A 14,866-nucleotide genomic window follows, 5' to 3' on the forward strand; every position below is an offset into this window, starting at 1 on the left:
CCTCCCTCCCTGCGCTCCGGCGCCCCCATCACTGAAAGGAACACCCATGAAAATCGTCGCAGCGGACGTTATCGTCACCAGTCCGAGCCGGAATTTCGTCACTCTGAAGATCACCACCGATGAGGGCATCACCGGTATCGGTGATGCCACCCTCAACGGCCGCGAGCTCGCCGTTGCCTCCTATCTCAAGGAGCACGTCACCCAACTGCTGATCAACCGCGATCCGCACCGCATCGAGGACACCTGGCAGTTCCTCTACCGCAGCGCGTACTGGCGCCGCGGACCTGTCACCATGGCCGCGATCGCCGCCGTCGACATGGCGCTGTGGGACATCAAGGGCAAGGCCGCCGGAATGCCGGTGTACCAACTGCTGGGCGGGGCTTCCCGCACCGCGCTACGCACCTACGGCCACGCCTCCGGCCGCGACCTGCCCGAGCTCTTCGACTCCATCCGCCAGCACCTCGAGGAGGGCTACAAATCCATCCGGGTACAGACATCCGTGCCCGGCATCAAGGCACTGTACGGTGTTGCTGCGCAGGCCCAGGCCACCGGTGAGCGCTACGACTTTGAACCCGCCGGCCGCGGCGCCCAGCCCACCGAGGAAGACTGGGACACCCGGGCCTACCTTCGGCATATCCCCACCGTGTTCGATGCCGTCCGGAACGAGTTCGGCCCCGAACTGCCGCTGCTGCACGACGGCCACCACCGGATGACTCCCATCCAGGCCGCAAAGCTCGGGAAGTCCCTGGAACCGTACGATCTGTTCTGGCTCGAGGATGTCACTCCGGCGGAGAACCAGGACTCCTTCCGGCTCATCCGACAGCACACCACCACTCCCCTGGCTGTCGGCGAAATCTTCAATACCGTGTTCGATTTTCAGACCCTGATCCGCGAGCAGCTCATCGACTACGTTCGCGCGGCGTCGACCCACTTCGGCGGCATTTCACCGCTGAAGAAGGTCATGGACTATGCGGCGCAGTACCAGATCAAGTCGGGCTTCCACGGGCCGACCGATGTATCGCCTGTCGGGTTGGCCGCCCAGACCCACGTCGGTCTGGCGATCCACAACTTCGGCATCCAGGAGTATATGGAGCACAGCGAAAAAACCAACACCGTCTTCGAGCAGTCCATGACCTTCAAGGACGGCTTCCTGCACCCAGGTGACAAGCCCGGTCTCGGCGTTGAACTGAACGAGGAGGCAGCGGCGTCGTTCCCCTACCAGCAGGCGTACCTGCCCTACAACCGCCTGTCCGACGGAACAGTGCACGACTGGTGAGAACACATCACGTCATCGTCATGGGCGTCTCCGGCTGCGGCAAGAGCACAATCGGAGCGCTCATGGCAGGCAACCTTGAGGCGGAGTTTCTTGACGGCGACTCACTGCACCCGGTCAGCAATGTGAAGAAGATGGCAGCAGGAATCCCTCTGGATGACTCCGACCGCCAGCCCTGGCTTGAGGAAATCGGACGGCGCTTCACCTCAGCGGGCGACAGATCACTCGTGATCGCCTGCAGTGCCCTGAAGCGCTCCTACCGAGACCTAATCCGGGCCGGTGCTCCGGACGCCCGATTCGTCCATCTGCACGGCACCGCCGAACTTCTCGGCGCCCGGATGGCAGCCCGGCCGGGGCACTTCATGCCGACCTCGCTTCTGACGTCACAGCTGCAGACGCTGGAGCCGGTTCAAACGGATGAGGCGGGAGTTGTACTGGACATCGCCCACCCGCCGACGGAGCTGGTTCAGGAAGCCTTGGGCTGGCTCCGCGCGCTCACGTCCACAGTGGCCTGAGTGGGGCCAGCACGTAACGGTCCCCTGTCTCGATCTATAACTTTCAGGACACGACCATCACGGTCGACGTCGGCGACCTGTTGCCTTCGGCTTTTGGCGGTTAACCTCTTAAAGGTAAGCAAGCTTCCCGATCAGGAATGAGGCCGCGCATCATGAAGAATGCACCGTCGATACTCGGGCTGGCTGCCGCCATGTCCCTTGCATTGTCTGCCTGCACAGGGGGTGGTGGCGACTCGGGGACCGCTGAACCCACCGCCGGAGGAACTGCCACGGAAACCGGAGAGGCTCAGCCCGACGAGAAGGTCTACAGCGAAGATGAGCTCCGTGACCTCATCTCCGGTATGACCGACGAGGAAGGCAACGAGCTGACGCTCTACTCGGAAGATCAGGTAGAGCAGGGCAGCCAGATCGCGGAACTGCTGTTGACCACCGCCACAGTCACCCCCGAGGAATGCAAGTCCATCGCCACCGCAGGCCTCATGGACACTGTCGAAGGCAGCGAGGTTGCAGTCGCCATCTCCGAGAGCGAGCAACCGAGAACCCTCTCGGCTCAGTCGGGAGAGGAAGGACCGTCCGCTACGGAACTCCTTGAAGAGGTGAGCGGAACCGCTGATCAGTGCCAGGAATTCACGATTGAGGCCGCCGGCCAGGAACTGGAGGTCACGAGCGAAGAGCTGGACGCGCAGACCGACGCTGAACAGACCTTCGCCACAGTCAGCACCCGCGGCCCCGACAACTCCCAGATGCTGATGCAGGTTTCTGCGGCCGAGGGCCGACTTCTGGTGGTGGCCACCAAGGGCGGAACTGACCTCGGTGACGAAGACCAGCAGGAGTTGGAGGATCTCGTCAACGAGGTTCTGAGCAAGGCCGAGGGAGGTTCCGGGGCAACTCCTACGGAGACCGAAACGGCCGATTCAACCGAAAGCCCGTCTACTGACGAGGCGACTGACGAAGCCACCGACGGCGCGACCGACGAAGCTACCGACGAAGCCACCGATGGTGCGACGGACGAGGCGACTGACGAAGCCACCGACGGCGCCACTGACGAGGCCACGGACGAGGCCACGGACGAGCCTACTGAGGGCACCGGCGGCTGACCCGAGGATCCTAACCCACCGCTGCCGGATGACCCCCGAAGGGAAACCTCTGGGGGTCATCCGGCTTCTTGGCGCTCTTTCTGCTCGGGTTCCTTATGGATCAACCGCAGATTTATGGCGATAAACTACGCATCCCCCTCTTACTCAAGAGGTCAAACCGCGTGAGGCTTCCTAGAGCACGGGCTTGGCGGTAATGACTACATTCTTGCCCCAGAGATCCTGGGTGTAGCAGCTGATGAGAACAAGCCTGTTGGGAACAATGTCCCAGATGTCGCTGTCCTTCAGGGTGTCCTTGTTGTGGGTCGTGACGGAGTCCACTACGTACTCAATGACCCCCTCGTCAGTAGTGAGGACGACGGGGTCACCCACCTCGACATCGGAACTGAACCGGTTGAAGGGACTGTCGCGGTCTTCCCAGCTGTGGCCCGTGATGTAGACGGTGTTCTCGGAGCCTTCGCCGGGCGTCCCGTAGTTGGTGAGCCAGTAGCCATCCAGCGTCTCGGGGGGCACCAGGGACTGCGTTTCCAGATCAGTCTCCGTGGGAGTCAAAGGGAGGATGGCAACGTTGACATCCGCTGATTCGATGGTGAGTTCATTCGGCGCGGACGCCGGCGGTAGTGACGCCACCGGCGTCGGGGCGGACGTTTCCGGTGTTGGTGACGGTGCTGACGGGGACGAACTCGTCGGAGATGCCGTCGGAGCTACCGAGGTTGGGGAGGCACCCGCCCCGGAGAAGAACTGGATCCCGAAGACCACAAGGGCGAGAAACAACACAACGACGACGGCGGCAATCGTCAGCGGCGATTGCCGCCGTTTGTGCTCGTCGGGTCCGGTGGGTGCGTGGTCGGTATGGCTCATGGTGCTGCGATCTTTCCCCTGTGGTGCTGCATGTACAGGGGGCGCCGTCCACCCGGACGGCGCCCCCTGACAATCGTATGCAGGACTGTTAGCTCTTGCGGACCTGACGTGCTGCCAGTGTTCCAGCTACGACCATGAAGCCGATACCGGCTGCGAGCGCGCCGATTCCGGCAGGATCGGTGCTGGCGGTCGGTACTGCGGTCTGCACGTTCATTCCGCGGTTGGACCCGCCCTTGTTGCCGCCCGTCGTGCCTGCACCACCCGTGGTGCTGCCACCGGTGCCGCCGCCACCGGCGTAGTCGTCATCGTCATCGTCATCGTCGTCGACGACACCAACGCCAGCACCGGAGCAGGCATTAATCGCCGCGGCGAAGAGCGCTTCCAGCTCCGACAGATCAATGTCGAGCGCGTCGAGCTGAATCAGCAGATCATCGACTACGGTAATGGCCGCGTTCAGATTGGCCTCAGCATCCAACACGGCAAGAGTCAGCAGGAGCTCCGCCTCAAGCTCAGCCAGGGCCGTGAGATCTACGCTTTCACCGACCAGCGCCTCGAGTGCAGCTTCAGCATCCAGAATCGCCGCGATATCGCCGGCGTTCAGTGCGGCGATCAGGGCCAACGCGGCTTCCTGCTCCTCCACCGTGACGACGGCGTCCAGCACTGCAGCAATTGCCGCCAGATCGTACTGTGCCGTCTGGTAAGCCGTCACGTCGACGAGGAGCGCAGAGAGCGTTGCAAGGCTGTCGACGCTCAACACCTCGTCGCCGTCGTTGATGTCGACCAGGAGGGCATCTACGTCGGTCTGATCAACGTCCGTCGGAAGTCCGAGCTCAACTGCCGCGTTGACCGCGGCCGTAAGCTCTACCTCAGAGAGCAATGGTGCAAGCACGAACGTTTCCGCGTCAACGCCGGCCGCTGCCAGTGCCTCCAACGTGGCCTGGTCCAGCGAACCATCGACCGCGAGATCGAGAAGCGCGCGTGCGTCTGCGACCGCGCTGTTAGCGCTTGCTTCTGCGTTCACGAGAGCATTGATGTTCGGCAGATTCGGAACGTTCGCTTGAAGGTCGAGCAGCAGCGGAGCGATCAGCGCCTCTACCTCTTCAATCGTGAGCGCCCCCTCTGCGATCAGCAGGTTCAGGGCTTCCTCGGCGTCGATCAGATTCTGCAGCGCAACGGAAAGCTGGACTTCGAGATCGGCATTGAGCTCGACGTTGTGGAGTGCTGTCGTGAACTGGCTCTGCGCCGAGAGGCATCCCGGTGAGTCGTGAACCGCGGATGCGGGTGCCGCCCCAAAGAAAACACCGCCGGCGACGAGTGTGGCGGTGGATCCTGCTGCGAGTAACTGCTTGCGTGCTTTCATAGTTCTCCCCAGTGCGTGTAATTGGTTGGCCTTTTGCCAACAAAGCCCTTCAAGTTGCGAAACCCAACAAAAGGCCCTCCCAAGTACTACAGGAAACCGGCAGGCCGCAGGAAAGATGGCCTATTACGTTATTGAACCGTTACAGTTCTGGGCGCCTTCTAGTCCAAAGCGACCGGACCAAGCTCGTCCAGCAGTTCACCTGGTCCGGGGTTTTCCAGCGCCGAGCTGCCGCCCAGATGATTCACCACACCCCAGACGGCGTTCAGTCCGGTGGTGACCGCTCCCTCGGCCCACCCGGCGGTGAAGGAGACATCGTCCCCTGCCAGGAAGATCCCGCGCTGGTGTGCAGACAGGGCGTCCTGCTTAAAGTGAGTGAACAGCCGCTGCTGGTAACGGTAGTGTCCGGGCAGATTGGCTTTGAAGGCGCCCATGAAGTGAGGATCGTGTTCCCATGACACGGTGATTGGTTCACCGACGATGTGCGAGGCGATATCCACGCCCGGGTAGATCTTGGACAGCGAGTGCAGCATCAGCTCCGCCCGGCGCTCAGCATCGAGGGAGAGCCACTTCAGGGCGTCGTCATTCCAGGTGTAGGACAGCAGGATGACCGCCGGCTTGTCGTCGCCGTCGTCGAGCAGGTAGGTGGCCCGGTTGATCCGGTCAGTGAGCGTCATGGACAGTACATCCTGTCCGGTGACCGGATCCTTGTCCTTCCAGAACGGCCGATCCACCATGACGAACGTCTTGGATGACTGCATGTAGTGGCTGCGCTCGATCGCCGTCCACATCGGCGCAGGAAACAGATCTTCCTCGGTGTCGATCCCGGTGGAAAGCAGCCACGACTGACAGGTCACGACGGCGGCCGCGAAGCTCCGTTCGCGGCCCCACTTTTCAGTGATCGCCACGGTGCCGTCCGCGCCGCGCCGAATCCTGGCGACGGCGCCGCGGGGCGCCCCGTTGTGGAGGGAGGCCAGGGAGGTTCCGGCCGGCCAGTGCACCATCCCGTCGGGCGAGTGCGTGAACAGAGCCTCGGGCAGCCGCTGCGCTCCGCCGGTGATGCGCCGGTGGGCGTCGTCGGCGTTCGTGTAGACCACGCGGAGAATCTCCAGGATCGAGTTCGGGAAGTCCGTATCCCAGCCCCCGGTACCGAAACCGACCTGCCCAAAAGCCTCGCGGTGTGCAAAGCCCGCGTCCTTGAAGGCTTTCGACTCTGCCATGAAGCCGTAGAACGTCTGCTCGTCCATCAACGGGAGCATGCTGTTCCAGAGTTCCTTGATGCGCCGGGTATCCCGATTCCGGATCGCTTCCTGCATCTCGCTGAACTGGGCATGGTCCTCCAGAGCCCGCCGCCAGGCTTCAGCGACCTCATGGAAGAACTGCGGCAGCTGGTCAGGGGTTTCCGCATAGTACCGGCGGCCCTCGAGCTCAATGACGGTGCTGGGAGTTGCCTCGGATAGCGGGTTGGGGAACGCCTGGGTCTGGAGTCCGAGCATATCGATGTAGTGGTAGAGAGCCCTGCCGGACACGGGGAAGCGCATCCCACCCAGGTCCGCCACCACCTCCGGTGCGGACTCAAAGGCGTTGGTGCGCAGGCGTCCGCCGAGCCGCCCAGCCTCGTACAGCACCGGGCGCAGTCCGAGCTTCATCAGTTCATATGCGGTGACCAGTCCGGACAGGCCCGCGCCTACCACTGCCACTTCGGTGCCATGCAGGTGTGCCGGGACCGAACCGAGACCAGCCGGGTGAGTGAGGTAGTGGTCGTAGCTGAACGGGAAGTCAGGGTTGAGCATGGTCACCGGTGCACCGGCTGGAGGCGGCGATGTCAGTTCGGTGGCGATAGTCATGAGGCGGACACTTTCATACTTGGCAGAGATTGGCTGTTGGATTGGTTGAGGGGGTGCCGGTTAGCGTACCGGGAGTGCCGCGGAATTGGTGCTGTCCTCGGGAGATTGTGCGCTCAGGTACTCGTAGTCGGTCTGGCTCAGAGCTGCGACCCGGGAGTGCCTGCGGCCGTAGCCGAAGTAGACCGCTGTGCCCACAAGCATCCAGGCTGCGAAGACCCACCAGGTGCTGGACCCGAGATTTGCCATCAGGTAGACGCACATCACGGAACCCAGGATCGGCGTGGCGGGGTACAGCGGAACCCGGAAGGTGCGCGGCAGGTTCGGGCGTGACCGGCGCAGATAGATGACGGAAAGGTTGACGAGCATGAAGGCGAAGAGTGTGCCGATGCTCGTGGCGTCTGCCAGCTCGCCCAGCGGCACCAGGCCTGCCGTGAGGGCTACCGCGCTGCCCACAATCAATGTGCCCGCCACCGGCGTGCCGGTGCGTGCTGAAACCTTGCCGAAGACCGGCGGCACCAGGCCGTCACGGGACATTGACATCAGGATGCGGGTCTGACCGTACAGCACGGTCAGCACGATGCTGGCGATCGCCACAATGGAGCCGAGGGCGAAGACCAGAGCGACCCACGGTTGGCCGGTCAGTTCCTCCAGGATTTGGACCAGGGCGGCCTCGGTGCCGTCGAACCAGGTCCACTCGCGTGCCCCGATGGCTGCAACGGCCACCAGGATGTAGAGCGCCGTGACGATCGTCATGGACAGCAGGATTGCCCGGGGCAGGTCCCGCTGAGGATTCTTGGCTTCCTCGCCTGCCGTTGAGGCGGCGTCGAAACCGATGTAGGAGAAGAATAACCGGGACGCGGCAGCGGACATGCCCGCAGCACCCATGGGCAGCAACGGCTGGAAGTTGCCGGCGTTGAATGCAGTGAACGCGATAGCGATGAAGAGGACCAGGACCGCCACCTTGATGATCACCATGACGGTGTTGACCCAGGCGCTTTCCCGCGCGCCCCTGACCAGCAGCAGCATCGCCAGAACCACGATGACGATGGCGGGCAGGTTCAGCATGCCGCCTTCTGCACCCGGTGGTGCAGCAAGGGCCGCAGGCAGGGACAGGCCGAAGGTCTGCAGGGCCTCATTGACGTATTCGCTTGCACCGACGGCGACGGCGGCCACGGAGACGGCGTACTCCAGGACCAGGCACCAACCGCAGATCCACGCGAGGCCTTCTCCCATGGTGGCGTAGGTGTACGAGTAGCTGGACCCGGAAACCGGCACGGCGCCGGCCATTTCGGCATACGAAATTGCCGAGAGCAGTGCGGCTACGCCCGCAATCAGGAAGGAGATGAAGATTGCCGGTCCGGCCAAGGGCACGGACGAACCGAGAACAACGAGGATGCCGGTGCCGAGCGTGGCACCGACACTGATCATGGTCAGCTGCCAGACGCCGAGGCTACGCCGCAGAGAGGGTCCGCCCGTGGTGGTGCCGGACTCGCTGATCATCTGGGCAAGGGGCTTGCGGCGCGCCAGTTGCCGGGTCAGGCCAAGCTGGCCGCGGGTACCTGTCTGCTGGGTCATCGTTGACTTTCCAATCCTGCTGGGCCGGCTCGGAGCCGGCGGGTCCGTGGACCGCCGGCTCCCTGCCGGGGTCTCCACCGCCAATAAGAATGGCATGTGGTGCCGGTTACAAGCCGGGACAAAGTGCCCTAATATTTGTCCTCATGGGACGTTCTGCACCTCCACCTGCAATCTCGGAATCCGACGGCGTCAATCAGCTCGGGCAGGTGGTGCTCGGTGACTTCCTGGACGTGCTGCCCCCGGGAATCCGGCTCCTGTCCGACGAGGACCTGGTGGATGCCGCCCGCGGGGCCGCCCTTCGGTGGGTGGAACCGAGCGAGCTCGAAGACCCCACGCCGTACCTCCTTGAGGGCGAGCTCGTGCTTACCGCCGGTCTGCCCTTCCTGGGCTCCGGCGGTACGTCCGAGGCTCTGGAGGAGTACGTTGCCCGGCTGGTGCGGTCCGGGGTATGCGCCCTGGGATTCGGCGTCGAGCCTTACTTTGACGAGGTCCCTGAGGAACTGGTCCACGCCTGCCGGCGGCACCGGCTCATGCTGTTGCAGATTCCGCAGAGCGTGCCGTTCGCCGCGCTGGGGCTGCACTTCGCCCGACTCCTGGAGGCGCAAAACCTGCATGCCCTGCGCAGATTGTCCGAGGCAACGGGTCAGCTGCTCAAGGCCGTGCTGTCGGCACGCCCTGACGCCCAGGTACTGGAGACGCTGACGAGGTACGTTCCGGTGACAGCGCTCCTGGCAGGGGCGGACGGCCGGATCCGCCTGCGTGTGGGTGCCGGACAGGATCCTGATCCGGAGAAGGTCGCGGCGGTGCTCGGCAGGCTTTTTGCCGGCAGCGGTCCGCGGATCGAGTTGGAAAGTTTCGACGAACCCGGCTTCAGCGCCGTCACAGGCTATCCGCTGCGTAGCACGCGCGACGCGAACATCGGTGCTGTTCTCGTCGGCACGGATGGAAGTTTCGGTCCGGTGGATCGCAATATCGTGGAAGCCGCCGTCGGCCTGCTCGAGGCACTGCTCCGCCAGCGCACCAGCGGCGCCCTGGCTCCCGGCCAGCTCGCGACCGGATTGCTGCTGCATCCCGAGACCGCTCTCTCCGGATCCTTGAGGCAGGCCGGCGCGGATCGGGACCTGCTCGCCCAGTGCACCTCGTCCGCACGATTCACGCCCCTGCGCGTAGTTCACGGCATCCCGGCCTCCGGAGCACCTCACGGCGGAACCGAAGGTCCGATGCGTGACCTGCTGCAGTGGCGGCGGTTGTTCGACACCAAGCTCGTGGAGCTGACCGATTACGGTTTCTGTGCGATCACTCGGCTCAAGGTGGATCCCGCCGCAACTGGCGAAGCAGAACGGTTGGGCTGGTTGCTGGCGGTGTCCGAACCGGTTGAGCCGAACGAGCTGCCCGATGCTCACCGGCAGGTTACTGCCCTGCGCCGCCAACTGGAGACCTCGGGCAAAAGTCTCCGGGCGGAGAAGACGGGCTGGTCCGTTGAGGGCCTTCTGGGACCGGAGGCCGGAAACATGCTGGCACAGCAGCTCTTGGGGCCGCTGCTCGACCCGGATCCAGCCAAATCGCATCCACTGCTGCGTGTGTTGCGGGGCTGGCTGGAGGAAAACGGAAGCTGGGACGCGTCGGCCAAGGCACTGGGGCTGCACCGCAACAGCGTGCGGCGGCAGGTAGGTCAGGCGGCCGAGATCCTGGGTGTGGATCTGGCCGATGCCGGCACACGCGCGGAACTGCTGATAGCCCTGCGGTTCGTGAAAACCTAGTCGGCCGCTGCGTCAGTCATCCAGGAGGAGTAGACATCCCGCCGCCGGTCCAACAGATAAGGAACAGCCGAGCGAGCCTGCTCGATTGTTGTCTTCTCCACGTCGGCGATGATCAGGTCCGGATCTGGTCCGGCCTGGCCAAGGACGCCCCCGTCGGGGCCAAGAATGATGCTGCCCCCGCCGAAAGCCAGGGTCCCGCCGTCAGCCGCGGGTGCGTTGCCCGCGTGATTGGCATAGGCCAGCGCCACTTGGCTCTCCAGAGCCCGGGCACGCAGCAGCACCTGTGGCACCGACTGAAAGCCGGTCCCCAGCGCAGTGGGCACCAGCACCACCTCCGCGCCGGCGTCGGCCAGGGCGCGAACGCTCTCGGGAAATTCCGCGTCGTAGCAGACAAGCAGACCCACGCTCAGCCCTTCGAATACGGTGACGCCCGGCACCGCCGATGCCGGCATGAAGGAGGCCCGTTCCTCGTCACCGAACAGGTGCACCTTGGCGTAACGCAACAGTTCGTGGCCGGACTTGTCCAGCAGCACCGCCCCGATATGCCAGCCGTCGGGGGCGGGCAAAGGGACACTGTAAACAAGCCCGATGTGGTGCTCTCCCGCGATTCGTGCTGCGCCCTCCTCTATACGGCGAACCAGGTCCGTGGTCAGACGGGGGCTCACCGCCTGCGGCGCATAGCCGCAGGTGAATAACTCGGGGGTAACCAGAACGTCCGCACCTGCGTCGGCCGCACGGATTGCGGCGGCTTCGATCAGGGCAAGGTTTCCGTCGACGTCCAGAACCCCGGCGGCCTCCTGCATGGCTGCGATCCGCATCCGTCCTCCTTGCACCTGCGCTCGAATGGCTACTGCCAGCTTAAGCTGAACCGGCCCGGGGGTCGATGGACGAATGACCCCACTGAAGGCGCATGCAGGATGAAATGCACCGGCGGAAACCTTCGGCCTACCCGCGGATATCAGCGTCGCTCAGGGTCCAGCAGCTGCGCCAGGTGAATTCCCTTCCGCTCACTGAGATCCTCCAGCTGGGTTCGGCAGGAGTAGCCGTCCGCGAGTACGACGGCGTCGGCCTCCGCCGCGCGGACCGCCGGCAGGAGCTGCTGCTCGGCTACCGCAACCGAAACCTCGTAGTGGCCGCGCTCCACGCCGAAGTTTCCGGCGAGACCGCAGCAGCCGCCGAGCTTCTGCAGCGTGGCGCCCGCACCCTCCAGCAAAGCCGCATCCGGGCTCCAACCCATTACGGCGTGATGGTGGCAGTGCGGCTGCGCGACGACGGTGGTCCCCTCCAGTGACGGCGCTTCCCACCCCGGTGTCTTCGCGAGCAGTTCCGCGAGAGTATGCGTGGCGGCTGCGACGCCCCCGGCTTCCGGCCGACCCAGCAGCTCGATCGAGTCCGACCGCAGCACCCCGGTACACGAGGGCTCAAGGCCGACGATGGGAATGCCCTGTTCCGCATACTCCTTCAACGTCTCCACCGAGGAGCGCAGGATCTTGCGGGCACTGTCGAGCTGCCCGGTCGAAATCCAGGTCAGCCCACAGCACACGGGCTTTTCGGGAATCCGGACCTCGTACCCGGCATCTTCCAGCACCCGGACTGCCGCTTTGCCCACCTCCGGGGAGAAGTTGTTGGTGAAGGAGTCGGCCCAGAGGAGCACCTGCGGCCGCCGCGCGGACGCGCGGGCCGTCCGGCGGCCGAACCACTTGTGGAAGGTCTGCGGAGCGAACGCAGGGATCTTCCTGCGCTGGTCCACCCCCGCGATCCGCAGGCCCAGTTTTCCGAGACCGGGCAGGCTCACCAGGGCGTTGACCAGGCGCGGTGCAACTGCGGCAACTGACGCCCACCGCGGCAACCAGCCAAGCGAATAGTGCGACGCCGGCCGGAGCCGCCCCTTGTAGCTCTGGTGCAGGACTTCAGCCTTGTAGGCGGCCATGTCGATGCCCGTGGGGCAGTCCGAAGCGCAGCCCTTGCAGGACAGGCACAGGTCGAGTGCGTCATGGACTTCCGGCGCCCGCCAGTTCGGTTTGCCACGCGTGTGACCTGCGGCCGCGCCCCCGGTCACGCTGCCGTTGATCATCTCCTGCAGCGCGCGGGCGCGTCCTCGCGTGGAGTCCTTCTCCTCGAGCGTCGCGACGTAGGACGGGCACATCACCGTCTGATTGTTCCGATTAGTGGCACGGCACTGTCCCACACCCGTGCAGCGGTGGACCGCCTGGCTGAAGTCGCCGCCGTCGTGCTCGTAGCCGAAGGCCAGGCCGGACCGCAGGGGTCCCGCCTCGGCGACGCGGACATTCGCGTCGAGCGGCTCGGGATCGATGAGGACGCCCGGATTGAGGATATTGTCCGGGTCGAAGATGCGCTTGACCTTTCCGAACAGGGACAGCGCGGCCGGCGTGTACATGAAGGGCAGGAGCTCGCTGCGTGCACGTCCGTCGCCGTGTTCGCCGGACAGGGAGCCACCGTAGGAGGCGACGAGCCTGGCCGCATCGGTGAGGAACGAACGGAAGGCCGCAGTGCCGTCGTCGCGCTGGAACGGGAAGTCCAGGCGCACGTGCACGCAGCCGTCGCCGAAGTGTCCGAACGGGAAGCCGGTGAGATTGTGCGCGAGCAGGAGTTCGTCGAACTCCCGCAGATAGTCCCCGAGCCGCTCCGGCGGGACAGCCGCGTCCTCCCACCCCGCATGGGCCGGTGCGCCGGCTGGTGAGCGGCCGGCGAGTCCGCCGCCGTCCTCACGGATCCTCCACAGCGCGGCGGCCTGGCCGGCGTCGGTGATGATGCGGGTGTGGCGGGCAACGTCGAGGCGGCTCACCGCAGCGGCCCGGTCGGCCACTTCGAGAGCGTCCTCACCCGAGATCTCGACGAACAGCCACGCCGCTCCGCCGGGCAGCTCGGGCACGGCCTGCGGGCCTTTCCGCGAGCGCACCACCTCGACAATGCGCGAATCCAGCCCCTCACACGCGGTCGGCTTGAACGGGAGGACGGACGTCACGGCGTCACCGGCCTCACCGATGTTCTCGAATCCGAGCACCACCATGGTTTTGTGGGCCGCGTCGGTCACCAGCCGGACGCCGGCTTCCAGCACGACGGCGAGGGTCCCCTCAGTGCCCACCAGCATTCGTCTGAGGTCGAAATCCCGTTCCGGCAACAGGTGTTCGAGCGAGTAGCCGGATACCTGTCTGCCGAACCGTCCCAGTTCAGTACGGATTGTTCCGAGGTTGGCGGCCACCAGTTCGCGGAGCGCGTCGGTTTCCGCGGACGACGGCGTCTGGCCGGCTCCCAGCCGAAGCCTGGTTCCGGAGCCTGTCAGCACTTCGAGGTGCGTTACGTTGTCGGCCGTCCGCCCGTAGGCGAGAGCCCGCGACCCGCACGCGTTATTGCCGATCATGCCACCGACCGTGCAGCGGGTGTGCGTCGACGGATCGGGCCCGAACCGGAGTCCGTTGGCGAGTGCCACCTTCTGCAGTGTCGCGTGGACAGCACCTGGTTCGACGACGGCGGTCCGGTTTTCAGCGTCGAAATCGAGGACCCGGTTGAGGTGGCGGCTGAAATCGATCACGACGCCCCGGCCGATCGCATTGCCCGCGATGGAGGTCCCCGCGCCCCGTGACGTTAGCGGAATCCCCCGTTCCCGGCAGACCTCAAGGGTGGTGAGGACCTCGTCGATGTGCCGTGGAAAGACGACTGCCGCGGGCTGGATCCGGTAGAGCGAGGCATCGCTCGAGTAGACAGCGCGTGAGGTGGCATCGGCCCGCGCATCCCCGACTCCGCGGGACTGAAGTTCGGATACAAGGGACCGGGGTGCTGTGAGCGTCGTCGCCATGCGTAACATGTTAGTCCTCCGCGGCGTATGTGCACACGGCTACGCTTGACGCATGCCTGCCGCACAGTCGTCGAGACCGCCGTCGCTCACCGAGCGCACCATCGAAGCGGTGCGGGACGATATCCGGAGCGGTTCGCTGGTACCCGGCGAGCTGTATTCCGTCTACCAGCTGGCGCACCGCCTGGGCGTGTCCCGCAGCCCGGCCCGCGAGGCACTGCTGCGGCTCGCCGAAACCGGAATGGTGACCATCGAGAAGAACCGCGGCTTCCGGGTGGTGCTGCCCGGTGCGCGTGAACTTGCTGAAATCATGGCCGTCCGGCTGGCCCTTGAAGTTCCGGCGGCCGCGCAGGCTGCCCGACGCGCCAGCCCGGAGGACCGCGCGGCCCTTGAGAGGGAACGCGCAGCCATGCAACAGTCAGTCCGGGACGGCGACGAGGGTGCGTTCCTCCTGCACGACCAACGGCTCCATGCCGTCCTGCTCAACCTGGCTAGCAACAGTCACACCATCCGCATCATCGAGAACCTGCGCGACGCAACCCGCCTGGTCGGCATGTCCACCATCCGCACGGCCCGCTCACTCGAGGACGTCTACGCCGAGCATCTGCCGATCCTCACCGCCGTCGAACACGGCGACGCCGACGCCGCAGCGCAGGCGATGCGCCGCCACCTGGAATCGACGGGGAAGCTCCTGCTGCGCGGCGCGGCAACCGAGAACGACGACGTCGATCGCCTCTGGGAGGACTACGTCGGCTGAGCGCAGGCGTCCT

Annotated in this window: 11 protein-coding genes; 5 read left to right on the forward strand and 6 right to left on the reverse strand. The window is 65.0% G+C overall.

Translation table 11 applies throughout. The features are described 5' to 3' along the window. Positions 1-46: 46 nt before the first annotated feature. From manD to AC4D1W_RS12195, 3 genes are all read left to right on the forward strand, one after another. On the forward strand, positions 47-1,276 hold the full coding sequence (manD, locus tag AC4D1W_RS12185; RefSeq protein ID WP_490891988.1) for a D-mannonate dehydratase ManD: 1,230 nt from the start codon (positions 47-49) through the stop codon (positions 1,274-1,276). Then, on the forward strand, positions 1,273-1,788 hold the full coding sequence (locus AC4D1W_RS12190; RefSeq protein WP_490891986.1) for a gluconokinase: 516 nt from the start codon (positions 1,273-1,275) through the stop codon (positions 1,786-1,788). Before manD ends, AC4D1W_RS12190 begins: the two co-directional genes overlap by 4 nt. A gap of 152 nt (positions 1,789-1,940) precedes the next feature. Further along, positions 1,941-2,885 carry a hypothetical protein gene (locus AC4D1W_RS12195; RefSeq protein WP_490891984.1) on the forward strand — a complete coding sequence of 315 codons (945 nt, stop codon included), beginning with the start codon at positions 1,941-1,943 and terminating at the stop codon, positions 2,883-2,885. A 171-nt stretch (positions 2,886-3,056) separates the two neighbouring features. Here AC4D1W_RS12195 and AC4D1W_RS12200 read toward each other — a convergent pair whose 3' ends face one another. The 4 genes from AC4D1W_RS12200 to AC4D1W_RS12215 form a co-directional block, all read right to left on the reverse strand. Further along, on the reverse strand, positions 3,057-3,743 hold the full coding sequence (locus AC4D1W_RS12200) for a class F sortase (RefSeq protein ID WP_490898909.1): 687 nt from the start codon (positions 3,741-3,743) through the stop codon (positions 3,057-3,059). An 88-nt stretch (positions 3,744-3,831) separates the two neighbouring features. Beyond that, entirely contained in the window at positions 3,832-5,103 is a 1,272-nt protein-coding gene (locus AC4D1W_RS12205; RefSeq protein WP_490898910.1) for a hypothetical protein, read from the reverse strand. A gap of 158 nt (positions 5,104-5,261) precedes the next feature. Further along, positions 5,262-6,947, reverse strand: a complete 1,686-nt coding sequence (locus AC4D1W_RS12210; protein ID WP_490898911.1) for a flavin monoamine oxidase family protein — start codon at positions 6,945-6,947, stop codon at positions 5,262-5,264. 60 nt (positions 6,948-7,007) lie between these two features. Next, positions 7,008-8,522, reverse strand: a complete 1,515-nt coding sequence (locus AC4D1W_RS12215; RefSeq protein WP_490898912.1) for an amino acid permease — start codon at positions 8,520-8,522, stop codon at positions 7,008-7,010. 143 nt (positions 8,523-8,665) lie between these two features. Between AC4D1W_RS12215 and AC4D1W_RS12220 the strand changes: the two genes are divergently transcribed. Continuing rightward, entirely contained in the window at positions 8,666-10,282 is a 1,617-nt protein-coding gene (locus AC4D1W_RS12220; protein WP_490898913.1) for a PucR family transcriptional regulator, read from the forward strand. Here the strand turns inward: AC4D1W_RS12220 and AC4D1W_RS12225 are convergent. Together AC4D1W_RS12225 and AC4D1W_RS12230 are read right to left on the reverse strand one after the other, a co-directional pair. Next, a complete protein-coding gene (locus AC4D1W_RS12225) occupies positions 10,279-11,100 on the reverse strand; it encodes a nitrilase-related carbon-nitrogen hydrolase (protein WP_490898914.1) in 822 nt (273 codons plus the stop codon). The two genes, AC4D1W_RS12220 and AC4D1W_RS12225, sit on opposite strands and share 4 nt — an antisense overlap. A gap of 140 nt (positions 11,101-11,240) precedes the next feature. Further along, complete coding sequence (locus tag AC4D1W_RS12230; RefSeq protein WP_490898915.1) at positions 11,241-14,099, reverse strand: FAD-binding and (Fe-S)-binding domain-containing protein; 2,859 nt, start codon at positions 14,097-14,099, stop codon at positions 11,241-11,243. Between the two features lie 52 nt (positions 14,100-14,151). On the opposite strand from AC4D1W_RS12230, the gene AC4D1W_RS12235 reads away from it, so the two are divergent. Next, positions 14,152-14,853, forward strand: a complete 702-nt coding sequence (locus AC4D1W_RS12235; protein ID WP_490898916.1) for a GntR family transcriptional regulator — start codon at positions 14,152-14,154, stop codon at positions 14,851-14,853. The last annotated feature ends 13 nt before the right edge of the window (positions 14,854-14,866 follow it).

It is taken from the genome of Arthrobacter sp. TJ-170 (assembly GCF_058269305.1).